The sequence below is a fragment of the Paenibacillus sp. PvP094 genome, from assembly GCF_040546835.1.
In the GTDB taxonomy this organism is placed as follows: domain Bacteria; phylum Bacillota; class Bacilli; order Paenibacillales; family Paenibacillaceae; genus Paenibacillus; species Paenibacillus illinoisensis.
On sequence record NZ_JBEPOM010000001.1, the window covers coordinates 4,705,287 to 4,731,101 of the forward strand.

The window sequence follows — 25,815 nt, forward strand, 5'->3', positions numbered from 1 at the left end:
AGTAGGTAGTTACAAGAAACTGAGTTGTGTCCTCAATTTGGCAACAATTCGGTTTTTCTTTATTTGGGAGGAGCATCATCATTTGTTTGACTAAGTCAATTAAAATAGGGTAAAGTGTATATAGTTGACTTAGTCAAGTAAATGAACCCAGTAAATTATGTTCTGTGTGTCAGGAGGAAACTATGAAATCACTAACATCGATCATTCCAATTATTCGCGAATTTAACCGTTTTTACACCAAGATACTGGGGTTGCTGGACAAGCATCTGCTCGACAGTGACTTTTCTCTCTCGGAGGTCCGGGTTCTTTACGAAATAGGCAATGCCGAACACTGTACCGCAAGTGTGCTCACGGAGCAACTGGGACTTGATCCAGGGTACCTGAGCCGTATGTTGAAGAGGTTTGAAAAGCTCGGACTAACCTACCGTGTTCAATCCAAGGAGGATGCAAGATCGTCCTTGCTGTATCTCTCGGAATTCGGAGAAGAAACCTTGGCTCGAATGAACGCCTTATCCGATGATCAAATTCGTAACATGATTATCAATTTGCCTGACAAGAGCCGGTTAGATATCGCCCGAAGTATGACCGCCATTCAGAATGAATTATCTGGCCATTCCGCAAAACCGAGAATACAATTCCGGACCGAACTAAAACCCGGGGACGCCGGGGCATTGATTCATCTTCACGGTTGGGTATATGCGGAGGAATGCGGCTATAATCATATTTTCGAAGCATATGTCTGCAAGACGTTTTATGAGCTGCTGCAAACCTACAGCCCGGACAAAGATCGGTTCTGGCTGGCAGAAGCCGATAACGAAATTGTCGGCAGTATTGCGGTGATCGGTCATTCAGATAAAAGAGCTCAGATTCGCTGGTTTATCTTACATCCGGATTGCAGAGGCATGGGGATCGGAAAGAGGCTCATCCAGGACGCCATTGCTTACTGCAGAGAAAAAGGGTACCGGAGTGTCTTTCTGGAAACGACGGAGGACCAGGAAACGGCCATAGCCATGTATACCAAGCAAGGTTTCGTCAAAATAAAGGAACAAGAGAACGATGCCTGGGGAGTTCGCCACATTGAACAAACCTATGAACTTGAGCTTTAATGAAAATAGCCGCTGAATTAAGCGGCTTTTCTTGATTGAAGGAAACACGAACGAGTTTGTATGAGTCAGGGGGATTTTAACTTAGTTGATCATGTGTGGATATTTTTCAGGTGTCGTTGTCTTTCTTGCGGCATGTATACACGAAGACGGGTGGGAAATTGTAGGGGACAAACTGGATGTTCTCAATAATCACCTCTTCAGCTAGAGTTTGCTTCATATGAAGTGAGTACTGATATAAGACCAACCTGCCGCCTGGCCGGAGAGCTTGTGTCATTTGAGCAAGAATGTGTTCTCTCATTGTCTTGGAAAAATTAAAAAAAGGTAATCCGCTAATAATGCAATCCAACTGTAGAACTTGCTCCTGATTCATTTTCTTTACTAAAGAGGAGGCATTGGAAGCGAGCTTGAAATGAGGATATTCTTTTTTTAGAGCTTTCCTCATTCTTCGGTCTCTTTCAAATAAAAGTACTGCTGCAGAGCTCGGTAAATGGGCTTCCATGATGCGTGTTATAGCACCCGTTCCTGCCCCAAGCTCTGCTATGGCTTGAACATCATTCCAATACACGGACTGAATAATTTTACGTGCCAGAAATGCAGAACTGGGGAAGATGCTTCCTACTCTTTTCGGATTCTTAAGGAAAGCTAGCAGAAAAAGAAGAAAGTTGGGTATTTTCAATCATTCATCCTCCATTGTTGTAAAATCTACCGGTTGCCGGAAGGCAACCTTAGCCGAAACCTAAATACATTATCCTCATGCTGAAGGGTTAGGGTGCCATGATGCAGCTCTGCAATATTTCTCGCAATTGAAAGGCCGAGCCCGGATCCCGATTGAATGCCTTCGCTGCTTCTTGAATAATCCACCTTATAAAACCGGTCAAACAGCTTGTCCATCTGTTCTGCCGTTAGGGGAGTTCCTTTATTTTCGACTTCAATGATTACATGCTCAGGCTGCATGGCCATTCGGATATGAATAGTACCCGGTTTGAGGGAATACTTCAGGGCATTCATCAACAGATTATCGATGGCACGAGCCATCTTATCACTGTCGATATAGGTCATCATTGGTGAATCGCCAATGTCTTTCTCGATGTGGATGCCATTTTCCATGGCGAGAGGTTCAAACTCGAATAACATCTGGTCTAAAAGTTGAAATAAATCAATTTTTCTCAGATCCAATTGGGTATCAACGGAGGTAAGACGAGTATATTCAAATAGATCATCCAGCAATTTTTTCAAGTGCGTCGCTTTGTTATAGGTGTTTTCTACGAATCGTGTATATTCAGCCTCGTCTTGAAAGGAATTGGTCCGCAGAAGCTCAATGTAGCCAATAATACTCGTAAGAGGCGTACGAAGGTCATGCGAAATGCCTGTGATTAAGTCCATTTTGGATTTTTCCAATTCGCGTTCCTTCATGATTTGTTGTTGCAGCTGCTCCGTCATGAGATTAATGTTGGTGGCGACCCGTCCCAATTCGTCTTGGCGATTAACGGCTACCCGATAATCCAGATGGCCCTCCGATATGAATTGAAGACCTTGCTCCAAAGAGACCAAATCTCTGACTATTTTTCGCGTGGCAATCAAAAAAGTGAATGTGAAGATCAATATAAAAATAGGCGTAATGACATAAGGGAAAAAGTTAAGAAGCCAGTGCCATTCTAATCCATCACTGATTTTGGAAGCCGTCATAATAAGAATATTATTCACGCAAACGGAACCAACAATTGAAATAACAAAACTGATCACCAATCGATTGAGGATGTGGAACTGTATCTTTTTCGTTTGCTTGGATTGCGGCTTAGTCAACTTTGTAACCTACTCCCCATACCGTTTTAATATATTGAGGCTCTCTTGGGTTCACTTCCAGCTTCTCACGCAGATTGCGGATGTGGACCATCACGGTATTATCCGAATATCCGTAAGGTTCTTTCCACACGGTTTCGTATATCTTCTCGGAGCTGAATACCTGTCCGGGGTGGCTGGCAAGCAGCTCAAGAATTGAAAACTCCAGCGGTGTAAGCGGAATATCGTTCTCTTTTAACTTCACGGAATGTTTACTTTTATCGATGACAAGGTCTTTAACGAGAATTAAAGAGTTATATTCAGCTTTTCCAATCAGGGTTTGACGCCGCAGCTGAGCCCTGACACGAGCGAGTAATTCCAATGGATTAAACGGTTTGACCATATAGTCGTCGGCTCCGGTAGTCAGGCCAGTGATTTTATCAATGTCTTCTTCTTTGGCTGACAGCATGATGATCGGAGTGTTGGATACTTCGCGAATTTTAAGACAGGCTTGAATTCCATCCAAGACGGGCATCATAACATCCAGAATGACGAGTTGAACCGATGTTGTTTTTATAATATTGAGTGCTTCCAGACCATCGGCTGCTTCAATGACGTGATATCCTTCGTTACGTAAATAGACATGAATGACATCGCGGATATCGGGTTCATCATCGACAACGAGTACGGTGTTCATAAATCTAGCTCCTTTTTAGTCCACTCTAAAATAAATATAATGAATTCGTGACATCTACCAGTGTAATCCATCGTCCAGAATGTTTAAATTGTTTCCTTTTTGCGACAGACATAAACAAACGCAGGAGGGATATTCAATGGCACGATATCGATGTTCTCGATGACAAAATGTTTGGAAAGTGTCTTTTTCATCTGAAGCGAATATTGAAAGGCGATGAATAAACCTCCAGGTTTGAGAGCCTGATCGATTTGGTCTACCAACGTGTTTCGGAGCTCAGGCTCAAAGTTAAAAAACGGCAATCCGCTAAAGATACAATCTAATTGCTGAACGCCTTCTTGCTTCATCGAAGCTACTAATTGAGCAGCATTCGGATAGAAGGAGAATGTGGGAAATGCCTTTTGTAAATTGGTCCTCATAATCTGATTCGACTCAAACACGAATACCTTGGTAGAATCCTGCACCTGTTTTTCAATATAACGGGTGATGGCCCCTGTGCCTGCACCGAGCTCTGCGATGGCCTGGAATTCAGGCCATGGTGCATGACTGACCATTTTGCTAGCCAGGAAGCGAGAACTTGGTATGATGCTGCCTACATGTTTGGGATTCTTTACAAAGCTTTTCAAAAACAAAATCGTTTCATCTGAATTCATGAATTAAGTTCCTCCAAGGGTTTCATATCGATTTTTGCAAATACAAGACGGACTCAAAAGCGTAATCACTGAAGCACAGACAGAAGGGGATCTCCAAAGTAAATGCCTGCAGCAAAATACGTTAAGGTCCAGAGTAGAGCACTGGAATAGGTTATCATTGCAAATCTTCTAAAATGTACCCCGCTCAGCCCGATCACCAGAGGAAGAACATATCGTACGACTGGAATAAACAAACCGATCGACATCGCCCAATGGCCCCATTGGTTCAGCATTCGTTCGGCCTTGATAAAATGTTTATTATGTTGAAATCGGTATAGGTTCTTGGCGCCGTACAATTTACCTGCAACATAGGCAGCAGTGATCGCTGTTAAAAGTCCAGATAGAATACAGAAGTAAGTGATCCCGGCATTGATTGCACCGGTGTGGCTCAGGATGGCCCCGCTGATAATCGTGATCTCATTCGGAATGGGAATTCCGAACGGACCCAGGGAGAAGGCAAAATAAAAAATCAGATATCCATACTGATGAAGCAGCTCTAAGATTGTATTACTGACCATGGTTTTACCTCCTCGCTTGTCGATAGCAAAATCATAATGAAATAAACTAAGGAATTAATGAGTATATTTCTAAAGAAAATCTAAAGATTGTTTAAGTAAGTTAACAACTTATCTCCATTCAACCTAAAAAAGCCTTGCCAAAAAGTTGGCTAGGCTTGATTTGTTTTAATAGAAACGATGGTCATTGAGCAATTCTCGCAATTGATATGCTGCTGCATAAGTTTCGTGTACGAGCTGGATGTATTCTTCCTTGTATTCGTAGGATTCCGATTGCTCAATGTTCCGAAAAATAAGTTGAATGGTATGTCTAATTGGTAAATAGGTCACAGCAATAATAGAGAAAAACTCTGAATATTTGGGCAGGATTTTTCTAAAGAATTTCTGAGTATGACGGGATATAGCCAAGATTGGGACAGATTGTTTTCGTCGAAAATTCCATGCAGAATATTGTTCTTTATTTTCCATATTTGTGTTATTCTGTGGATGATAGGCGACCATTTCATTGGTGTGATCGATATAGAAGGGAGGGACATCTGCTCGATTCATTCAATTGCTATAAAGAGAGTAACGGCACTGCTTGTAAAATAATGATAATAAGCGGAGGTTTGGTTATGCTCAAAAAAATGAAGAAATATGGCGTTTGCAGTTTGGCACTTGTATTGTTTGTGGCTGCGGCATTGACCGGGTGGAGTACTAAAGCATCGGCAGCGGATTTCAGATCATTGAACGCTTCACAGATTGTATCGGAGATGGGTGCAGGATGGAATCTGGGGAACCAGCTTGAAGCAACGGTGAATGGCGTCCCTAGTGAAACGGCTTGGGGCAATCCTGTCGTTACTCCAGAGTTGATTAAAAAGGTAAAGGCAGCAGGCTTCAAGACAATTCGCATTCCTGTATCCTATTTCAATCATATTGGAAGCGCTACCAATTACACAATTAACGCGGCGTGGTTGAATCGAGTCCAAACCGTTGTTGATTATGCATATAATGAAGGTTTATATGTCGTTATTAACATTCATGGAGATGGGTATAATTCCATCCCGGGCGGATGGCTTCTTGTGAATGGCAGCAATCAGGCTGCAATTAAAGAGAAATACCAAAAGGTGTGGCAGCAGATTGCTACCAAGTTCAGCAATTATAATGAGCGTCTTATTTTTGAATCGATGAATGAAGTGTTCGACGGAAATTACGGCAATCCGAATGCTGCATACTATGCTAACTTGAACGCCTATAATCAAATCTTTGTGGACACGGTCCGGCAGACTGGGGGCAACAACAACGCCAGATGGTTACTGATTCCAGGCTGGAACACCAATATTGACTATACGGTGGGCAATTATGGCTTTGCTCTTCCAACAGATCATTTCAGATCCTCGGCAATCCCGAGCTCTCAGAAGAGAATTATGATCTCCGCTCATTACTACTCTCCGTGGGATTTTGCTGGTGAGGAGAACGGAAATATCACGCAGTGGGGCGCAGCGGCAACAAATCCTTCGAAGAAATCAACCTGGGGTCAGGAAGACTATCTGAATGAACAGTTCAAATCGATGTACGATAAGTTTGTAACACAGGGCTATCCGGTTGTTATTGGAGAATTTGGCTCCATTGATAAAACGGCGTATGACTCCACCAATAACGTATATCGTCAAGCTTATGCGAAAGCGGTAACGACAACTGCCAAGAAGTACGGGGCCGTGCCGGTGTATTGGGACAATGGAAATAACGGTCAGCATGGTTTCGCTTTGTTTAACCGCTCAAACAACACGGTTACCCAGCAAGGCATTATTAATGCCATTATGCAGGGGATGCAGTAATCAAATCATGCTTTTCATCGTACGAAAGGCATGTCCTCTCACAAGAAAGGACATGCCTTTTTTTATGTAGTACTCGTTCGGTATCGTTCAAACACAAATACAATATTGCCAATGAATTTTACATAAGCCATATACAGAATTCATTAAACGCCACAATACCTTTTATATACTTAATTTGCTTATATAGCGAACTAAAAGGACTAGGTGGTAGACAGAATGTTAAAAAAACGCGATTTGCATGAATGCCACGCACTGTACAGCTTATTGAACGACCCCTCAGTGTCACCTTATGTTCGTTACCAATGTCATTCACCTGAGGAATATGTATTCCTGACCAAACAGTTGATGGACGAGGAAGAACAGAAAACCACGATTTCCCGTACAATTTTAAACGAAGCGGGCCAGCCCATTGGAACCATTGATTTGTATCATATCGTAAACCATACAGGGTTTCTGGCCACATGGATTGGAGCACCTTACTTCGGTAACGGATACAGTCAACGGGCGAAATCCATCTTTTTGAGTGAACTATTTCTCGAACATGCCATAGAAACGGTGTTTTTGAAAATTCGCAAACAAAATATCCGGTCGGGCAAAGCTGCACAAAAACTACCCTATGTAAAACTGGCCAATGATTCGCATTCTGAATTATATGGATCCATTGATGCAAGGAAGCAGATCTATGATCTGTATCGCGTGGAACGGATCGACTTTATCGAATGCAGTATGATCCTGAACCAAGGAGTGGCTACATAACTGCACAGTAAACCTTATGAATTCTATTTATGGTCAAAGATAGGTGTTCATCTTAACAACTCATACCAATCAAGAGTCGCTGAATCAGCGGCTTTTTTTGTTGCTTTTTAGGCCAGGGGATAAAGGATTATGTAATAATTTATAACACATGGATTGAATGGTTGTGAAAAATAACAAAAAATAATGAAGCTTTTTTATGGAAAACTACAAAGACATCCAGAAATGTTCGTAATATAATATGACACAAGAAGAATAAATCAAGAAATAAGTCAGGTTATATAACATCTTAATATATCAACACAGGGATCTCAGTTTCTGTTCTGAAAGGAGAATATTCTATGCAAATTACAGCAGCACCTTACAGTTGGCCTTACGACGGGAGCATCGATCCCGGTAAAACCGCATTAGTCATTATTGATATGCAAATCGATTTTTGCGGCAAAGGAGGGTATGTGGAACAGATGGGGTATGACTTGTCCCTGACGGCCAAACCCATTGAGCCTATTCGAAAGCTCTTGCATCGGGTCAGACAGATAGAAGATTTTCACGTCATTCACACGAGAGAGGGACATAAACCGGACCTATCCGATCTGCCTGCAAACAAACGATGGCGCAGCAAACAGATCGGGGCCGAGATCGGTTCTTCCGGACCGGCAGGACGCATTTTGGTTCGAGGTGAACCGGGCTGGCAGATTATAGAGGAGCTTACTCCCATCGAAGGTGAATCGATCATTGATAAGCCGGGTAAAGGCAGTTTTTATGCTACAGACCTGGATCTAATCCTCAAGAATAAAGGCATCACTCATCTGATCTTAACGGGAATTACAACGGATGTTTGTGTGCACACAACCATGCGTGAAGCCAATGACAGAGGATATGAATGTCTGATCCTGGAAGACTGCACGGGAGCAACCGACCCTGATAATCATCACGCAGCGCTCCAGATGGTCAAAATGCAGGGAGGCGTGTTCGGCAGCGTCAGTAACTCCAGCGAGGTTTTAAAGGCGCTAGCTGCCTTTTAAGCAACACTGCCACAGCAATAGAAAAACAACAACATGGGAGGAAATCATATGTGGAGATGGTCCAGAAAGTCACTGCTTATCGTAATGTCGGTTTGTTTGCTCGCACTAACAGCTTGCGGGTCGAACGATGTGCCTAGCTCTGCTTCAGGAGATGGAGAATCCGGTGGATTGAAAAAAGTGGTTCTGCGTCTAAAATGGGTTCATCAAGCACAGTTTGCCGGATTCTATACTGCCGTAGAGAAGGGATTTTACAAAGAAGCGGGTTTGGATGTTGAGATCAGACCAGGCGGCGCGGATTTTCCTTCCGTACAGATGATTGCATCAGGTGCAGAGCAATTCGGCGTGACGGGCGCAGATCAAATACTGATGGCCAGGGAGAAAGGGGTTCCCGTGAAGGCGCTGTCCGCCATTTACAGAAAAACGCCATTTGTGTTGTTTAGTCTCAAGGATTCAGGGATCACAAAAATGGAGGATCTGGTCGGCCAGAAGATTGGTGTGAAGCTTGGAGGGAATGAAGAGCTGACTTACCGAGCGATGGTAAAGAATGCGGGCATAGACGGAACCAAGGTGGAGGAAATGCCAGCAAAATACGATCTCAGCCCATTACTCAGCGGACAGGTAAAAGCATGGCCAGGTTATGTCATCAATGAGGTCCTCGCCGTACAGGAGCAGGGGAATGAAGTCAATATTATTGAGCCGAGCGATTATGATATTAACTTTTATGCGGATACGTTGTTTACGACAGAGGACATCATCGAGCGTGATCCCGAAATGGTGAAAAGCTTCGTACAAGCTTCCATGAAGGGCTGGAGCTACGCTATTGAGAACCCGGAAGAGGCTGCCGAATTTGGCTTGAAATACGGGGATAAATTAACGATTGATCACGAGGCGAGCATGATGAACGCAAGCATTCCTTTGCTGGAGCCGGAGAATCTTCCCCTCGGCAAGATGGAATCAGAGGCATGGGACGTGCTGCAACAGAACTTGATCGATCTGGAATTTTTGAAGGAAGAGCAAAATCTTGAAGACGTATTTTCAAACGAATTTATCGAATAGGGTGTGATTTTATGCTAACAACGGCCAGTGGTCTGGAGAAAGAAGCTTCAGGGCTGCATGAACAACAGACAACCATTTCTTCCAAAAGCGACATCGCGGTTACGTTGAAAAATTGCTCCTTATCCTTTGGTGACGTCAACGTATTGAATAATGTGTCGATTGATATTTATAAAAATGAGTTTGTATCCATTCTCGGTCCAAGCGGCTGCGGGAAGTCAACGCTGCTTCGGTTAATGCTCGACCTGCTTCAACCCAATGCAGGAGGAGAGATCGTTTATCCATCGAAGGATCTCTCGCTCGGCATGGTGTTTCAAAAGCCTGTATTGATGCCCTGGCTAACCGCAATCCAAAATATATCCCTGCCTCTCACCATCGGAGAGAAGAAGTTCACCAAAAAAGAGATCAAGGAAAAAGCGGAATCCTCGCTGCGGCTGGTTGGACTTCAGGATTTCATGAATCATTTTCCGCATCAGCTGAGCGGCGGCATGCAGCAGCGGATTGCGATTGCAAGGGCACTCGCTGCAGATCCGACGGTATTGCTTATGGATGAGCCCTTTGGGGCGCTCGATGAATTTACGAGAGAAAAGCTGAATTTCGAGCTGCTGCGTCTATGGGAGAGTCCCGAAACGAGCCTAAGTACAGTTGTTATGGTTACCCACTCGATTCAGGAATCCGTGCTGCTATCCAACCGCGTGATCATGATGTCACCAAGGCCTGCCGGCGTGGAGGATATTATTTCGGTTCCCCTGCCTTCACCGAGGGAGATTGGCATGGATGAACTTCCGGCCTTCCATCAGACTGTCAATGAGTTAAGAAAGCGGGTCAAACACCTATGAAAACCAAGATCAAAGATGCCATGTATCCTGTCGTATTCGCCCTTGCCTTTCTTATATTATGGGAACTCATTGTACGCCTTTTCGACATACCCCTTTATTTGCTTCCATCTCCCACAGGAATCTTATCGGTAATGGACAGCTCCTTATGGTCACATATGCTGGTCACGCTGCTGGAAGCATTGGCAGGCTTCGTGCTTGCCAATGTCCTGGGATTGATTACCGCAGTGATCTTCGTGCATTCCAAACCCATTGAAAAGGGAGTGTTCCCGCTGGCGATTGCACTCAAAACGACCCCGCTCGTCGCTCTGGCTCCGCTTCTGGTCGTATGGATGGGGACGGGATATTCCTCCAAGGTCGTAGCCTCCATGCTAATCTGTTTCTTCCCTATTTTGGTCAACAGCGTAAAGGGTCTGAAAGCCATTGAGCACGAAGCATGGGAGCTGTTCTCCACATATAAAGGCACCAAGTCGGAAATTTTCTGGAAATTACGGCTGCCTGCAAGTTTACCTTACGTGTTTTCTGCGTTGAAAATCTCGACCTCGCTGGCTATCGTGGGTGCCATTGTCGGTGAATTTGTCGGCGCTAACAAAGGGCTCGGCTATGTCGTCCTGGTATCTTCATACCATATGGATACACCTGTGATGTTCTCCGCAATTATTGCATCCGCACTATGCGGACTGGTTCTCTTTTGGGCCATCAGCTTACTTGAGAGAAGAATTATATTCTGGCAAAGGACGGATGACCTATGATGAGATGCACTGTGAACCGTATTCCAAGCCGTTCGCCTAACGATACGGCTGCGATGGAGAAAGCGATCCAAGAGGGAATCATTGATCCTCAAGATGTGGTTGCAGTATTAGGCAAAACAGAGGGCAATGGCTGCGTGAACGATTTTACGCGCGGTTATGCTGTGCTGGCGTTAAAGCAATTTTTTGGCGAATACCGAAAAGAATCAACTTCGTCCATATCCTATGTCATGTCTGGAGGAACTGAGGGCATATTGAGCCCTCACTTTACAGTGATTAGCCGCAAGGGTGCTTATAACCAAGATGGTCAGAGACAAGATCAGAAATCGCTGGCCATTGGCGTCGCGAAAACACGTGATTTCCTTCCAGAGGAAATAGGAAGGCTGGCTCAAGTGGACGAGGTGGAAGCTGCCGTTCAGCGAGCCATAGCGGAAGCTGGCATCGAATCTTCGGCAGATGTACATTTTGTGCAAATTAAGTGTCCGCTGTTAACGTCCGAGGGCGTGCATGATGCTTTGAGCAGATCACAAACCACTGTGACAGAAGATACTTACAAATCCATGGGATATTCACGAGGAGCCTCCGCACTAGGTGCGGCAGTTGCTCTCGGTGAGGTGGAACGAGCTGGACTTCAAGTTACAGATATCTGCGATTCATGGCATCTGTTCAGCAGTGTAGCCTCCACGTCGGCAGGCAGCGAGCTGGCGTATTGTGAGGTGATCGTCTTCGGCAATTCTGACTTTGCGGAAGGTCCGTATTTTATCGACCATGCTGTAATGAACGATTCTATTGACGCTCCTGCACTCAAGCGCCTGCTGGATGTTCATGCAGATGCTGAAATGGTGCAGGTGATGGCTAAGGCAGAGGCTGATCCCACCGGATTCATCCGGGGTCACCGGCACACGATGCTTGATGATTCGGATATCAACCATACGAGACATGCGCGGGCTGTCGTCGGAGGTGTGCTTGCTTCGGTGTGTGGTGATCCAATGATCTATGTGTCTGGTGGAGCCGAACATCAGGGACCGGCAGGCGGCGGGCCGGTGGCTGTCGTTTTTAAACGTAGGGAATAGACGGGATACATCCATAAAAAAACAAATGGAGGAATGACACGATGATTACAGCCAAGAAAACTGAGGTTATCACTGGAGAAGACATGCAATGGGGATTAATGCCGAATCATATTCACCTGTATCACCGCGAGATTGTGTCTGCGGAACAGGCGGATCAGATGGGGTTTCGTGCCAGCTCTGTTTTGTGGGAAAAGATTGGAGTCGGCGGTCAGGTATTGCCTCACTATCATGATGTAGCTGAAATCATTCACATCACGGTAGGTAAAGTGAAACTGCTGTGCAATGGAGAATGGAAGAGCTACCAGGCAGGAGATACATTCCATGTCCCTGCAGGCGTTATTCATTCGGTAGCCAATGACGATGTACAGCCGACAGAGCAGATCAGTATTTTTTTGCCGGTTGAAGAAGATGCTCCGGTTAACTCCTTTTTTAATACGACATTAGTGGAAGATGTCTTTTCCACCAAATTGAAATAGTCAGGCGGGATGGGAGATGGCAGATCACAAGAAGGCAGGATTCACGTGCAGTGATGTTTTGTTGATCCCCGACTTTAAGGAAGCTGTCGTCTTGGCTGGAGCAAGTGGCATGCAGCGAATGATTAACCGTGTCAACGTGATGGAAGTGCCGGATGTGATCGATTGGGTGCGCCCGGGGGAGTTTCTGATCACCAGTGGATTTCCATTTCGTGATCAGCCGGAGGCCATTGCGGATATCATACCGCAGCTGGTGGAGAAAGGTGTATCAGCGCTGGGGATCAAAACCAAACGATTCATTGATCATATTCCTGCCCGTGCACTCGAGCTGGCTGACCAATTGGGCTTTCCGATCTTCGAGCTTCCGGCCGCGACCGTTTTTTCGGATGTTGTCCGGGATATTATGGAACGGGTCCTTGTGCAGGAGGCAAGAGAGCTATCGCTGCTGCAAAGCCGCTTTCACAAGCTGTCTCAACAGCTCCTGTACGGGAAAGGATTAGAGGAATTTTTGCAAACGCTGGATGGCATATTGAACAATCCCATTGTATTGCTTGATGACTCCAATCATCTGTTCCTCTCTCCCCAGGCAGAGGAGATTGTGGAGGCAGATAATCCGATGCTGTGGTCCGGTCTGCGGGAGGAGAGCAGCCTCGGTGTGAGTTTCATAACACTAGGCGAGCGCCGAATTCGTGTATATGTATCAGCCGTTAATGACAAGCAATACGACAAATGCTTGCTGGTTCTGCTGGAATGGAATCAGGAGCACTCGGTTGTCGATCGGCTGACGATTGATCGCGTAGGTGTTTTGGTAGGACTCGAGATGATCAATACCAACGCCAGGCGGGAAGTAGAGCTGAAGTACGTCGATCAGTTTCTGCAGGACTGGGTTACGGGCCGAATTGTAACCATTGAGGATTTGAGGCTGCGAGCGGAAGCGTGCGGACATCCACTTGATGATGATCAAACGCGGCATGTCGCGTTAGTGCGATTTCTGAACGTCAAACCTAGCATCAGGACCATGCAGCAGGCGATTAAAAGATTGAGAACCAAATCCAGATGTGTAGGGCTTCAGGCAACCATACTGGAGGGAGAGCTTGTCCTACTTTTCGCAGAAGAAATGCATGGAATTCGGAATGTGGCGATGGAAGCCATTATCGCTGATATGAAAGTGGTTTTCCCTGCTGAGAGCTATTCTCTCTGTATCGGCAATCGAACCGAAGCTGCGGAGAAGGTATACGAAAGCTATAACGATGCCAAAAAGATTCATCATATCAGCTCCATTTGCGATTACCGTGAACCTTATGTGGACTATATGAAGCTAGGCGTGTTTCAGCTTTTATACCATCTGCCTGATACGGAGGAGGTTCAGGAGTATCGTGATCGATTCATTCTGCCCTTGATTGCGTACGATGCGAAGCATAATTCCCAGCTGTTTGAAACGTTGAAGGTATACTTTAAGCATAATCGTAATGTGAAAAAGACGTCAGCGGAGCTTTTTACCCATTATAATACGGTTTCCTATCGGGTAGAGCGGGTGTGTGAATTGCTGGGGATCAGCATGGATAATGGCGATGATGTGCTTCAGCTGCATCTAGCGATGAAGCTGAATGAAATGAGACCAGCCTGATTGATATGTACGCGTCAAGGAGGGATGACGGATGAGTAAGCTGGATATGAAAATACCGCGCGAACTGACAATAGACTGGCTGCAAGCGCAATATGGAAGCGGGAAGCTCAAGCCGGAGCAGGTCATTGAAGAGATCATCCGCCGTTCCCGTGAGGACGAAGGGATGAATATTTGGATCACCCCGCCTGTGCTGGAGAGAATCAAGCCGTATTTGGACCGTCTCCAAACAATGGATACTTCCTTGCCGCTGTGGGGTGTACCCTTCGCCATTAAGGACAACATCGATTTGGCTGGAACACCAACAACGGCTGGCTGTCCCGAATATGCATATGTTCCAGACAGGCCTGCTGCAGTTGTAGAACGATTGTTAGATGCCGGAGCGATTCCTGTAGGTAAAACCAATATGGATCAATTCGCAACCGGGCTTGTAGGCACCCGGAGTCCTTACGGTGAGACACATAACGCGCTGAGCGCTGAATGGATAAGCGGCGGGTCCAGTTCGGGATCGGCTGTAGCGGTAGCGAGGGGACAGGCGGCATTCGCCCTGGGCACGGATACAGCGGGCTCCGGAAGGGTTCCTGCGGCGCTGAACCGTCTCATCGGCTATAAACCGAGTCTCGGAGCCTGGTCGACAAAAGGTGTTGTTCCCGCTTGTGCCAGTCTGGACTGTGTGACTGTATTTACCCATTCAATACACGAAGCAAGGATTGTCGATATGCAAGTACGAGGCCTTGAATCATCAGACCCATGGTCCAAGGAAATGCCGCGATTGGTCGATAAGCTTCCCAAAAAGTTGTATCTGCCTGAAAAACCATTAACGTTTTTTGGTCCGTTGGCTGAGGAATACAGCAAGGCATGGGATTCAGCCGTCCAGAGGATCAAACGATTGGAGCTGCCAGTCGAGTATATCGATTACGCTCTCTTTGAGGAGGCTGCCGCACTTCTGTATGATGGACCTTGGGTAGCTGAGCGCTGGGCCAGTGTAGGTGAATTCATTGAATCAAGTCCAGGAGTCACTTTCCCGGTGACGGAACAAGTCTTGCGATCAGGCGGATCAGGCAAGCATGACGCAGCTTCCGTATTTACCGCGATGCATAAGCTTCAGGAGCTGCGAATGATAAGCAACAAGCTTCTCCAGGAAGCAGTTCTAATCATGCCGACCTGTGGAGGTACATGGACGAGAGGACAGGTTGAAGCCGATCCGATAGCTACGAATTCGGACATGGGGCGGTATACGAACCATTGTAATCTTCTAGATTTATGTGCGGTGGCTGTACCAGCGGGTGATGCCGCGTCTCAGATGCCTTTTGGAATTACGTTATTTTCGCTGTCTGGCAATGAGCACTTGATGGAAAACGCTGTGGCCGCGTTTCTTGAAGTAAATTTGCCGCCTCTGGAAGCAAAGAGGCAAGAAACGATCCTGGTTGCCGTCTGCGGCCTGCACATGAGAGGTTATCCACTGGAGAAGCAGATGCTGGAACACGGGGGTCAATTTGTTCGTGAGTCGCATACGGCGGAGAAGTATCAAATGGTGAAGCTGCCTACAGTTCCGGCTAAGCCCGGGTTGTTGAAGAAAAAGGTAGGAGGCAGTGCTATTGCGCTTGAATTATGGGAGCTGCCTGTAGCATCTTTTGGCGCGTTCGCTGCATTAATTCCGGCCCCGCTTGGTATAGGCAAAATTGAATTGCAGGACGGGACAGAGGTGTCTGGTTTTATATGCGAGGGCTACGCTGAAGAAGGGGCAGAGGATATATCCGCCTGCGGAGGATGGAGAAACTTAGATAGGTATGAAGAAAGCGGGTTCGCTTAAACGATCGTCCTTCGAACCCAAGAACCGAATATTGTGACAAGGGAAAACAACTATGGGAGCATAAATTCTTTCCCATTCATGCTGTCACATGAATAGTCCATGATGGTATATGCAAATTCATCGGTCCATAATCATCAGTCTGATGCATGTCCCGAGTTCAATAAAGGGTTACTGACTTCCTAGTCAGTAGCCCTTTATTATTATTTTATGTAACCACGATATAGAAACCCGCATCCTTACCGACTAGTGATGAGTGGCTCTAAGGGACATGAACGGCTGTTCAGGTAGCCCGTTTATTCAGTCCAGCTATACGCAGCGTTTGCTCCAGTCGATTCAGATCTACGGTGAAGTCCTCTAATCCCGGAAAAAGGTCCGGTGTCGTTCCGTCATCTTGCCCATACATCATATAATAATCAAGTTTGTTATGGTTGCTGATCATCCAGTAAGTAGGCACTACATGCCGGATATGAAAAATTTCTACGACAAGGGTGTCCTTCATGCAGAAAGCGAGATTGGCCAGCCCGGCTCCGTGCGGTGAAACGATCGCTTTTGAGGAAGCAAAGAGCTGAATCTGCTGGGCAACGCTCCAATCTTCCAGACAGATCGGAACAAACCCGTACGTCTCCAAAAGCCGGATGACTTCACCCTCGTTAGCTATCCGTCGTGCAGCGGCTTTGCTCCGGGAAATGAAAATGCGTTCCGGTGAATATAGCGTTGTGTCGCGTCCAGGCAGCATAAACATACGAAGGACAGATGTAGCCCAAGGGGGATAGTGGGAATTCATCATTAAGGAAGGCACGACCAACCTGTCAGCCTGAAGTTCCCGATTGTCTCCAGTACGAATCACGGACGATTTCGATACGCCAAACATCAATAACGTTTCTTCCACAAATGATGCATAAGGATTCGGATTCATGATCAGCGATTGAAAAGGAATATTTAGATTTTTAAGCATACCCAATCGAGGCAGCACATCATATAACCAATGAAAATAATTATGACTCCCGCAAAAAGTCAAAACGGCAGAAGTCCCATGGAGATAAAGTTGCTCCTGTGTCTTACTCCGATACAAAGCAGGGTGTTCTTCCAGTGTCAGCATTCTATTAAGTCTTCCATCGTATTCGGGAGAAAGGTCGAAGATCAGTTTTTCATCTGATGTCAGGACAGAACCTGATCTTCCCCAAACTCGCCCATTTGATATGTATGCAACATACCCACCTTCAGGATGAGCGGTATAGGGCGTCAAATAACGGTGAATTTCCGTTTCAAGGGTTTTCGGTACCTCGTATTTAGCGGCTTCACCAAAATCAAAAGGGTAGACTTTTTCATCCCCGCCGGAGGAAACGGAAGCTCCCCATTCCCAAATGTCCCTGTAGAAAGCGGACTTATTTGAATTTGTGCCTGTCGAATTGGCATTTTTACATATTTCACTCATTTTTCATCCCTCCATAACCATGTGTTGCTATGAAGCTAATTTATGCATGCAGGCCTCAAAGTGATTAGGGCTGATCATATCCTTTATTTCTTATGTACAATTTACATGCAGATCTCTTCATTACCGCTGTGAACATGTCGCAGTATCATTATTTACTATTAAATAGTAAAGCTTTGGATGCTAAATCAAGTATTGTATGTTGTATATGTGCTAAAAGCTCTGGATAATTAGAATGTTACACAGTTATTATTGTAGTCAGTTAGACCTGAGGATAGTGCCAGATGTGTTGAATCTCTCTCCATCGGGAGAGAAGATCGACGTATTTTTTAGGTTTAATGATGCTAAGCATATGATAGTATTGGTTGAAAGAAATGAAACATTATAAGTTCGCTATCAAACACGATACGTGCTTCATTTAATGGAGAGGGGGAAACATAAATGATGAATGTTTTGTTGGTGGATGATGAGCCGTGGGTGCTCGAAGGCCTGAGAACCATGGTGAATTGGGACAAATACGGTTTTCGCATCTGTGGTGAGGCGGAGAATGGCAATGCCGCCTGGTCCATGATCGAAAGTCTTCAACCGGATCTGGTGTTTACAGATATTCATATGCCCTCTGTGAGTGGCCTGGAACTGATTGACCGTTCCAAGCATGAGCTGGCCAAAGCACCCCGATTCGTTATATTAAGTGGATATGACAGCTTTGAGTATGTAAAAACAGCGCTGGAGCAGAGAGTAGAGGACTACTTGCTCAAGCCTATTGATGAGATCGAGATAGAAAATGTACTGGAACAGATGGGCCGTAAAATTCAGGAAGAACAGATTTCGGCAGAAGTACACCAGCGTGATCGTGCCCTGTATGTGAATTGTTTGTTTGATCGCCTGATTCAAGGGGAAGACAGCATGGAGCTGCAGGACGAAGTGAACACCTTGCTGCAAATGGAAGGTCATGAGGATATGGCCTGTCTTCTAATTGCCGCGGATATCAGTAAAGATGACGTGAAAGGGCGAATACACGCTTTTGGTGGTGTCCATTGGTCGGAACCTTTTGTGGATGCTGAAGGAAACCTAGGTGTGTTCGCTGCCGATATCGATAATTCTTTGAACCTGCTTGGGTCAATGGGCAGAAATATCGTGGAGACCTATGCTGGTCATTCCTCCATGATTGTGGCCGTTGGACATCATTCGGGCACACAAATCGGTATGCGGTCAGCCTACGAGAAAGCTTTGTTCGCTCTAAAATGGAAGCGTTATCAGGGAGGGGGCGGATTTGTTCATCATCAGGATCTGCCGCAGAGTGACCCATTGGCCAGCGTAAATCAAAAAGCTTTAGCCAATCTGATGGAAGTCATTCTTTCTGGTGAACAGGATAGGTTGGAAGGGAAGATTCAAGCACTTCTTGCTGATCCTGACTTAGGATTGCCCTTCTCCAATATGGAATACGTCCGGGTTCAATTGCTTGCCCTTGAAATGAGTGTTCTCAAGGAGTTGAAAGAGCTGGATGGAGATATGGGCAGTTTTATGCTTCACGTTCAAAATAAGGCAGGCGGCATTACTAAAATCGACTCCTATCCAGCATTTCGGGATTATGCACGTGTGTTAAGTTTGAACGCTTTGGAGGCGCTGCAGGAGCAGAGAAAAGAAAAGGAATGCAGCACCATTTTTCGTGTGGTGCAATATGTCAATCAGGAATTCCGTAAGAAGCTGCAGCTTCAGGAGCTCGCACATCAATTTCACATGAACGCCAATTATTTGGGGCAGGCATTCAAGCAGCAGACGGGCAAAACGTTTCGGGAATATTTAAACGATAAACGGATTGAGGAAGCAAAAAGACTATTACGCCAAAGCTGCGCATGCGTTGCTGACATTGCGGTTCAGTCTGGTTATCCGAATGCAGACTATTTTGTAAGTCAGTTCAAGCGAATGACGGGCATGGCGCCTTCTGCATATCGTAAGCAGCAATAGATCCCCCGAGAGATGAGAAGTACGAATGAAGGATGGCGATAGCAAACATGTTCAAAACATTCCGTTTTCGCAGCATCGTGAACGATATACCCTTGAATTACAAATTTATCTTGATATATGTCATTGGTATTTTGCTTCCTATCTTTGTAAGCAATGTTTTGTTTATGGATCGTATGTCAGGGTTGATCAAGGAACGGGAAGAGCAGAATTTACAAATCTCACTGGAGCGTGCAAGAAAGGATATTCATACCATGATTGATGGTGGCGTCGCCGTCAGTCATGCCTTGATTACGGACAAGTTGTTGACCGAATCCATGGATCGGGTGTATAACAGTCAGCTGGATTTCTATAACACACTTGATGATCAGCTTCGTCACCGGGTGACTTCCTATATTCCTGTGAACAACCAAATTCAGCGAATAGGGGTTTACACCGAAAATCCGACCATTGTGCCTGGCGGGGATTACTATGTTCTGGACAACGACGTACGCTCAGGAACCTGGTTCGAGCAGTGGAAGGCCGCTGGGGAAACCCTAAAAGTGCTTGCATACCGTGATCAGGCAACGAATGATCGTGCAGCAACCTCTTCGTATTTAAGCGTGATCGAAAAAATGGATTACTACAACACCGACAACTCTTATCAGAAATTGGTACGCATCGATTTCTACGTTAGTCGCTTCTATGATGTGATTGCCAGAGAAAAGAGTTCTCTGGATCTGTATCTGGTGAATGCCCAGAATCAAATTATTGTATCTGCGGATGACAAGTATCAGGGCGAGATGGAGAGTAGCTATGCTTTGTTTGATATGAGCAAAGCGGCAGACAAAGACTTGCATATCGTTCCAATCGGTAGTGCTAGTTATGTGAAAGGTTGGAAGCTGATTGGTGTTCCTCAGGAAACACGTGTCAAACAAGCAATGTTATCCATGCAGCTTTATTTTGGAATGCTGGCCGGGATTATTACCCTGATCACTTCCATTTTCATTTATGTCATGCTCCGTTCCTACAATTATCGTGTCAAGCGGCTGTCGAGACATATGCAGAAGGTGGGTAACGAGAAATTCGAACTAATCAACATGGATGGCGGACATGACGAGATTGGGCATTTGATTAGCAATTTCAATATGATGACGGCACGAATCCATTCATTGATCAACAACGTGTACAAGCTAGAAATTCAGCAGCGAAGCCAGGAGGCTGAGCGCATTCGAGCAGAGCTTAATCTGCTGCAAAGCCAGATGAATCCTCACTTTCTATTCAATACGTTGAATGCGCTGCTTGTAGTTAGCACGAAAAATAACTATGCGGACGTGAAGGATATTATCAAGGATCTGTCCAAGCTGCTTCGCCGTCTGTTGAACTGGAAGGACGATGTGGTCACGCTGGAGGAGGAAATGAGCTTTACGGTCATGTACCTGGGTATTGAGAAATTCCGTTTCCGGGACAAGTTTGAATACTATATTGACATCACTGAAGAGGCAAGGCGATATAAAATACCCAAAATGAGTATCCAACAGTTGGCGGAAAATGCTTGCAAACATGGCATTCAGGCCATTGAGGGGCTTGGCTATGTGAAGATTCAGGCTGAAATTGTGAACGAGCATTTGCGTGTTGTCGTATCTGACAATGGAAAGGGTATGGACAAGGAACGGCTTCAAGAGGTTCTGTATCACATGCGAAGCAAGGAAGAGAGCGGCGGATACAATATTGGAATACGAAATGTGTATCGCCGTCTTGAATTGTACTACGACGATAAAGTGAATTTTAATTTGGTAAGCAGGATCGGGGAGGGGACTGAGGTATCCTTTGAAATCCCGTTGCAATTGCTGGAACGTCAGGATGTAAAAGGAGGCGTGGACGATGGCATTTAAAGTGTTGTTGATTGACGATGAGCCTTTGGCGCTTGAGGGTCTGCAGTTATGGATACCATGGGAGAACCTTGGCTTTGAGGTGTGCGGTGTCTGTGGAAACGGTTCGGAGGGCCTGAAGCAAATGGAGGAGCTGAAGCCCGATCTGGTCATGGTTGATATTCATATGCCGGTGATGAACGGACTGGAGATGATTGAGGAGTGGAGACGCAGGGGCAACGAGTCTACCAAATTCATTATCCTGACAGGGTACAGTGATTTTGATTATGCACGAAAGGCACTCAAATATAGAGTTTCACGCTATTTGCTTAAACCGCTGGATGAGGAACAGGCCGAGCTAGAGATTCGTCAGGTGGGACAGGAACTGGCTAAGGAGCGGGAACAACTATACGTCGGGCAGGTGGCACAGAGAGAGAAGGAAAATCTGGCGATAAAGGAGGCTCTACTTGGCAAAGGATTGTCCACAGAAGCTGCTGGTGTACTGGAGTCCTTGTCTGGCTCCTCTCATGTTTGGAATGTATGCCTTGTTCAGATCGCGGCAGAGGATTATTGCAGGTGGAGCACGGTTGCTGCGGAATTTTTGGACAGGTCAAAAGCCATGTATGTGATTCGCTTGCGAAATGATCTGGTTTCCATCGTGTTTGGCAGTGCTGAATCAGCCTCCCATGGTTCGAGCTGCACAGCCAGACACCGATTGGAGGAATTGGCACGCCGTTTGGCGAACTTTCGCGCATTTATGGCCATTGGTGAAGCGGCGTCTTCACTTCTTTTCATAAATCATTCCAGGGTCACAGCAGAAAAAGCGCTCCTGCATACCTTTTATGAAACGAATAGGAACAGCGTGATGGACTATGAGAGCCTTAAGGATCTTACGTTCCAAAGACATGATGATCAGGTAGAACTCACAGCGAGAATCTTGGGGGCATTTCAACTCATTGATCACGATGCTTACAGGTCAGCAGTGGATTATATTGAGCGATCTTTTCGCCAGTTACGAGTTCACCCGGAGGAGGCCCGCAAATACGTGATCTACCTACTTCATGAGATTCGAGCATATATGAGATCCGAACTGACAGAGGATACGGGCGCTCCAAATCGTCTGTTCGATATTCCCAATCTGGATGAACGCCTGCTGACATGGATTGATCTGATCGACATGCTGCAGTCGTGCGGGCGAGTCTGTTTTGAACTTTTGCTTAAGGAGAATGCTTCCGAAGCGCAGGGTATAGTACAGGACATCAACGATTACATTCATGAGCATTACCGGGAAGGCTTGAGCATTAAAATGCTTGCCGAGCGTTTCTTTTTGCATCCAGCCTACCTGGGACAGCTGCTTATACGAAAAAATGGCATTGGTTTCAATGAACTGCTACATAATTTGAGGATTGAGGAAGCTTGCCGTTTACTCCAAATGAATCAATACAAAAATAGCGAGGTCTCGGAAAAAGTTGGATACTCCACCTACCATCATTTTTTGAAGCAGTTTGAGAAAAGGCTGAACATGTCTCCGAATGAATATAAGAAACATGTCTAACAAAATACCTTTAGAAAATCGCGTACGGTTGAATCTATAGATTATAAAATGAAAACCTGAGTTTTTCTCGGAAAGAGCTATAATTCGGGTGTATTTTCCATTTAACATTAAATTTATAATGAAATTATTCAAATGAAAGGGCTTTCATGAAGGCGTAATCAAACTTTGGAGGTGCTTTATGGGGGAAAGTAAAAAGAAGTTTTTCCGTATGGGGGCAACCATGTTGTTGTCACTGAGCGTTGTACTGGCTGGTTGTTCCGGCGGTACAAATGACCCAGGCAGCGGAGAAGAGGGAAGTGGTACAGAGGTAGGGCCTGACAATCCGATAGAAATCTCGGTATTCCTTAACGAGGCCGGACAGCAGCCAACCGCTGACAACAAGATTTACAAGAAAATGAAGGATGAGCTTGGCGTATCATTCAAGTTCGAATTTCTGGCCGGTGACAAAAACCAAAAGCTTGGCGTTATGATTGCTGGTGGGGATTATCCAGACCTGATCTCAGCTGATACCAAACTGACAGCTGCAGGTTCAGTCATTCCGCTTGAAGATCTGATTGAGGAACACGCCCCGAATTTGAAAAAACATTACGAGAAGTACTGGAATCAAATGAAGGATCCAAATGATGGACATATCTACTACCTGCCAAACTATGGTGCATATAACGGCGAAGTAGCTGACACCTATTACAGCGGTCCCGCGTTCTGGATTCAAAAAGCCGTACTGAAAGAGTTCGGTTACCCGACTCCAAAAACACTGGATGAATACTTCGACCTGATCGCGAAATACAAAGAGAAATATCCGACGATTGACGGCAAGCCGACCATTGGTTTTGAGGTCCTGAACTATGACTGGAAAAACTGGGGCTTGTTGAACCCGCCTCAGCATTTGATCGGTCATCCGAATGATGGCGGAGTGGTTGTCAACGATGGCAAGGCGGAGATCTTCGCCGATAAGGATTATGCCAAACAGTACTATCAGAAGCTAAATGAAATCAATGCCCAAGGCTTGCTTGATAAGGAAGCGTTTGCACAGAACTACGACCAATACATGGCCAAATTGTCCAGTGGTTCCGTACTCGGCATGTTTGATCAACATTGGAATTTCCAAAGCGCGGAAGATTCACTCATAACGCAAGACAAAATTGAACGCACTTATGTAGGTTTCCCGCTCGTGTATGACAGCAGCACCAAAGACTATTATCGTGACCGCGCAGCACTGAATCTTAACAATGGTTTCGGTATTACCGTGAGTGCCAAAGACCCTGTAAAAATCCTCAAAGTGCTCGACAAACTGATGGAGGAAGAATGGCAGAAAACACTCACTTGGGGCATTGTGGATGAAGACTATTATGTCAATGAAGAAGGCCGCTTCATGAAGACACAAGAGCAACGCGACAATGCATCGGATGCTGCTTGGAAGCTTGCCAACAAAGCTGACGCATTTTATGGAACTGCGCCGAAAACGGAAGGGTACTTTAGCGATGGCAACGCAACTTCGGCAAGTAATCAGCCAGAAGAATACCAGGCAAGCTTGAAACCGTTTGATAAGGAAGTTTTGGATGCATATGGTTTCAATAGCTATGTCGATTTCTTCAGTGCTCCACCAGAGAATCCGGTAACTTACCCTGCTTGGTCTGTCGATGTGGTAGAGGGATCTCCAGCCAAGATTGCCAATACGAAGTTGAACGAATTGTCGACCAAATATCTGCCAAAAGCAATCTTGGCCGGTACATCAGAGTTTGACAATGTTTGGAACGAATACGTTTCCGAGATTCAAAAGCTTGACATCAAGGCATATGAAGATCGTATCAATGAAGTGTTGAAGTGGAGAATTGATAACTGGTCTGTGAAATAAAAACAACTTATGTCAGGAAGGAAGATAACCTTCCTTCCTGATTCTTTTGAAACATGGTTATGGCAGATGTGTTCTGGTTGTTTCGACGTTTTCCTTTGATTATAAAGATGGATAGGGAGCTTGATATTATGGAGGAAATTGTAGTGGGTACCAAGCCGCTCCGCCCGAAGAAAAAACCGAAAATCAGGCGGATTACTTGGCAGAATATTAAAGCACAGAGACAACTCATTTGGATGTCTGTTCCTCTGCTTGCGTACATTATTGTCTTTGCGTATGTACCTGTATGGGGTTGGACGATGGCCTTTCAGGATTATAAACCGGCCCGGAGTTTCTCGCAGCAGACGTGGGTAGGATTTAAGCATTTCCAATTTTTATTTACCGATGACAATTTTTTGCGAGTGCTTCGCAATACGCTAGCCATGAGTGTCATCAACATGATTCTGGGTTTTGTAACCGCTATTGTTCTTGCATTGCTGCTTAATGAGATCAAGAAGGTCCTGTGGAAGCGGACGGTACAGACGATCTCGTATCTGCCTCACTTCTTATCATGGATTATCGTTACCGGAATCGTAGCGACATCGCTTGCTTCTGACGGTATTGTCAACGATATCCTGATGAAATTGCATTTAATTGATGAGCCTATCCTATGGCTGACGGAAGGTAAGTATTTCTGGGGCGTTGTTGCAAGCTCCCACATTTGGAAAGAGGTTGGATGGAGTACCATCATTTATTTGGCGGCCATGGCCTCGATTGACCCGGCACAGTACGAAGCTGCCGACATTGATGGAGCTAACCGTTATCAAAAAATGTGGAATGTCACCTTGCCTGGAATCAAGCCTACCATTGTCATCCTGTTGATTATGTCGATCGGGCATATTCTAGAGGCCGGTTTCGAGGTTCAATATTTGCTGGGTAACGGATTGGTTGTTGACTGGGCAGAAACGATTGATATCTTTGTGCTCAAATACGGGATTGCACAGGGTAACTATTCGCTTGCGACTGCAGGCGGTATATTCAAGACCGTGGTCAGCATTACGATGTTGCTTGTAGCGAATTGGACAGCCAAGCGGCTTGGGGAAGAGAGGCTCTTATAAGATGAAAAAAACACCATTGTCCGGTTTAGGAAATACATCGGCGCTTTCTGTACGCCGTCCAG

22 protein-coding genes are annotated in these 25,815 nt (G+C 45.6%); 16 read left to right on the forward strand and 6 right to left on the reverse strand.

Features of this window, described 5'->3' with window-relative positions:
• The first annotated feature begins 182 nt into the window (after positions 1 to 182).
• The gene (locus ABIC22_RS21675) at positions 183 to 1,106 is read left to right on the forward strand and encodes a bifunctional helix-turn-helix transcriptional regulator/GNAT family N-acetyltransferase (RefSeq protein WP_354483676.1); all 924 of its coding nucleotides are present in this window, start codon (positions 183 to 185) and stop codon (positions 1,104 to 1,106) included.
• Positions 1,107 to 1,212: 106 nt separating this feature from the next.
• Here the strand turns inward: ABIC22_RS21675 and ABIC22_RS21680 are convergent, their stop codons facing one another.
• The 5 genes from ABIC22_RS21680 to ABIC22_RS21700 all read right to left on the reverse strand — a co-directional run bounded on the left by ABIC22_RS21680 (position 1,213) and on the right by ABIC22_RS21700 (position 4,789).
• Entirely contained in the window at positions 1,213 to 1,782 is a 570-nt protein-coding gene (locus ABIC22_RS21680; protein WP_354483678.1) for a class I SAM-dependent methyltransferase, read from the reverse strand.
• Between the two features lie 26 nt (positions 1,783 to 1,808).
• Complete coding sequence (locus ABIC22_RS21685) at positions 1,809 to 2,909, reverse strand: sensor histidine kinase (protein WP_354483680.1); 1,101 nt, start codon at positions 2,907 to 2,909, stop codon at positions 1,809 to 1,811.
• The gene (locus tag ABIC22_RS21690) at positions 2,902 to 3,582 is read right to left on the reverse strand and encodes a response regulator (RefSeq protein WP_336781888.1); all 681 of its coding nucleotides are present in this window, start codon (positions 3,580 to 3,582) and stop codon (positions 2,902 to 2,904) included. Before ABIC22_RS21690 ends, ABIC22_RS21685 begins: the two co-directional genes overlap by 8 nt.
• 83 nt (positions 3,583 to 3,665) lie before the next feature.
• A complete protein-coding gene (locus ABIC22_RS21695) occupies positions 3,666 to 4,232 on the reverse strand; it encodes a class I SAM-dependent methyltransferase (protein WP_354483682.1) in 567 nt (188 codons plus the stop codon).
• 65 nt (positions 4,233 to 4,297) lie between these two features.
• Positions 4,298 to 4,789 carry a DedA family protein gene (locus ABIC22_RS21700; RefSeq protein WP_354483684.1) on the reverse strand — a complete coding sequence of 164 codons (492 nt, stop codon included), beginning with the start codon at positions 4,787 to 4,789 and terminating at the stop codon, positions 4,298 to 4,300.
• A gap of 611 nt (positions 4,790 to 5,400) precedes the next feature.
• Here ABIC22_RS21700 and ABIC22_RS21705 point away from each other — a divergent pair.
• The 10 genes from ABIC22_RS21705 (at position 5,401) to atzF (ending at position 16,002) form a co-directional block, all read left to right on the forward strand.
• On the forward strand, positions 5,401 to 6,603 hold the full coding sequence (locus ABIC22_RS21705) for a glycoside hydrolase family 5 protein (RefSeq protein WP_354483686.1): 1,203 nt from the start codon (positions 5,401 to 5,403) through the stop codon (positions 6,601 to 6,603).
• A 216-nt stretch (positions 6,604 to 6,819) separates the two neighbouring features.
• Positions 6,820 to 7,359 (forward strand): GNAT family N-acetyltransferase, encoded by a 540-nt coding sequence (locus ABIC22_RS21710; protein WP_354483688.1) that lies wholly within the window; start codon positions 6,820 to 6,822, stop codon positions 7,357 to 7,359.
• 338 nt (positions 7,360 to 7,697) lie between these two features.
• Entirely contained in the window at positions 7,698 to 8,381 is a 684-nt protein-coding gene (gene biuH / locus ABIC22_RS21715; protein WP_354483690.1) for a biuret amidohydrolase, read from the forward strand.
• A 48-nt stretch (positions 8,382 to 8,429) separates the two neighbouring features.
• Complete coding sequence (locus tag ABIC22_RS21720) at positions 8,430 to 9,437, forward strand: ABC transporter substrate-binding protein (RefSeq protein ID WP_354483692.1); 1,008 nt, start codon at positions 8,430 to 8,432, stop codon at positions 9,435 to 9,437.
• An 11-nt stretch (positions 9,438 to 9,448) separates the two neighbouring features.
• Positions 9,449 to 10,273 (forward strand): ABC transporter ATP-binding protein, encoded by an 825-nt coding sequence (locus ABIC22_RS21725; RefSeq protein WP_095357492.1) that lies wholly within the window; start codon positions 9,449 to 9,451, stop codon positions 10,271 to 10,273.
• The gene (locus ABIC22_RS21730) at positions 10,270 to 11,022 is read left to right on the forward strand and encodes an ABC transporter permease (protein WP_354483694.1); all 753 of its coding nucleotides are present in this window, start codon (positions 10,270 to 10,272) and stop codon (positions 11,020 to 11,022) included. Before ABIC22_RS21725 ends, ABIC22_RS21730 begins: the two co-directional genes overlap by 4 nt.
• Positions 11,019 to 12,092 (forward strand): cyanuric acid amidohydrolase, encoded by a 1,074-nt coding sequence (atzD, locus tag ABIC22_RS21735; RefSeq protein WP_354483696.1) that lies wholly within the window; start codon positions 11,019 to 11,021, stop codon positions 12,090 to 12,092. The genes ABIC22_RS21730 and atzD overlap by 4 nt, the downstream gene beginning before the upstream one ends.
• A 41-nt stretch (positions 12,093 to 12,133) precedes the next feature.
• Positions 12,134 to 12,568 carry a cupin domain-containing protein gene (locus tag ABIC22_RS21740; protein WP_354483698.1) on the forward strand — a complete coding sequence of 145 codons (435 nt, stop codon included), beginning with the start codon at positions 12,134 to 12,136 and terminating at the stop codon, positions 12,566 to 12,568.
• A gap of 16 nt (positions 12,569 to 12,584) precedes the next feature.
• Positions 12,585 to 14,192, forward strand: coding sequence for a PucR family transcriptional regulator (locus tag ABIC22_RS21745; RefSeq protein WP_354483700.1), 1,608 nt, complete (start codon positions 12,585 to 12,587; stop codon positions 14,190 to 14,192).
• Between the two features lie 31 nt (positions 14,193 to 14,223).
• Positions 14,224 to 16,002, forward strand: a complete 1,779-nt coding sequence (gene atzF, locus ABIC22_RS21750) for an allophanate hydrolase (RefSeq protein ID WP_354483702.1) — start codon at positions 14,224 to 14,226, stop codon at positions 16,000 to 16,002.
• A 280-nt stretch (positions 16,003 to 16,282) separates the two neighbouring features.
• On the opposite strand, the gene ABIC22_RS21755 is transcribed toward atzF, so the two are convergent.
• A complete protein-coding gene (locus ABIC22_RS21755; RefSeq protein WP_354483703.1) occupies positions 16,283 to 17,437 on the reverse strand; it encodes a glycosyltransferase family 61 protein in 1,155 nt (384 codons plus the stop codon).
• A 438-nt stretch (positions 17,438 to 17,875) separates the two neighbouring features.
• On the opposite strand from ABIC22_RS21755, the gene ABIC22_RS21760 reads away from it, so the two are divergent.
• The 5 genes from ABIC22_RS21760 to ABIC22_RS21780 all read left to right on the forward strand — a co-directional run bounded on the left by ABIC22_RS21760 (position 17,876) and on the right by ABIC22_RS21780 (position 25,753).
• Positions 17,876 to 19,402 carry a response regulator transcription factor gene (locus ABIC22_RS21760; RefSeq protein ID WP_354483704.1) on the forward strand — a complete coding sequence of 509 codons (1,527 nt, stop codon included), beginning with the start codon at positions 17,876 to 17,878 and terminating at the stop codon, positions 19,400 to 19,402.
• Positions 19,403 to 19,449: 47 nt separating this feature from the next.
• Complete coding sequence (locus tag ABIC22_RS21765) at positions 19,450 to 21,273, forward strand: sensor histidine kinase (protein WP_354483706.1); 1,824 nt, start codon at positions 19,450 to 19,452, stop codon at positions 21,271 to 21,273.
• Complete coding sequence (locus ABIC22_RS21770) at positions 21,263 to 22,804, forward strand: response regulator transcription factor (RefSeq protein WP_354483708.1); 1,542 nt, start codon at positions 21,263 to 21,265, stop codon at positions 22,802 to 22,804. The genes ABIC22_RS21765 and ABIC22_RS21770 overlap by 11 nt, the downstream gene beginning before the upstream one ends.
• 178 nt (positions 22,805 to 22,982) lie before the next feature.
• Positions 22,983 to 24,659 (forward strand): type 2 periplasmic-binding domain-containing protein, encoded by a 1,677-nt coding sequence (locus tag ABIC22_RS21775; protein WP_354483710.1) that lies wholly within the window; start codon positions 22,983 to 22,985, stop codon positions 24,657 to 24,659.
• A gap of 128 nt (positions 24,660 to 24,787) precedes the next feature.
• Positions 24,788 to 25,753: an ABC transporter permease gene (locus tag ABIC22_RS21780; protein WP_095286681.1), complete on the forward strand. Its 966-nt coding sequence runs from the start codon at positions 24,788 to 24,790 to the stop codon at positions 25,751 to 25,753.
• Positions 25,754 to 25,815 lie beyond the last annotated feature (62 nt).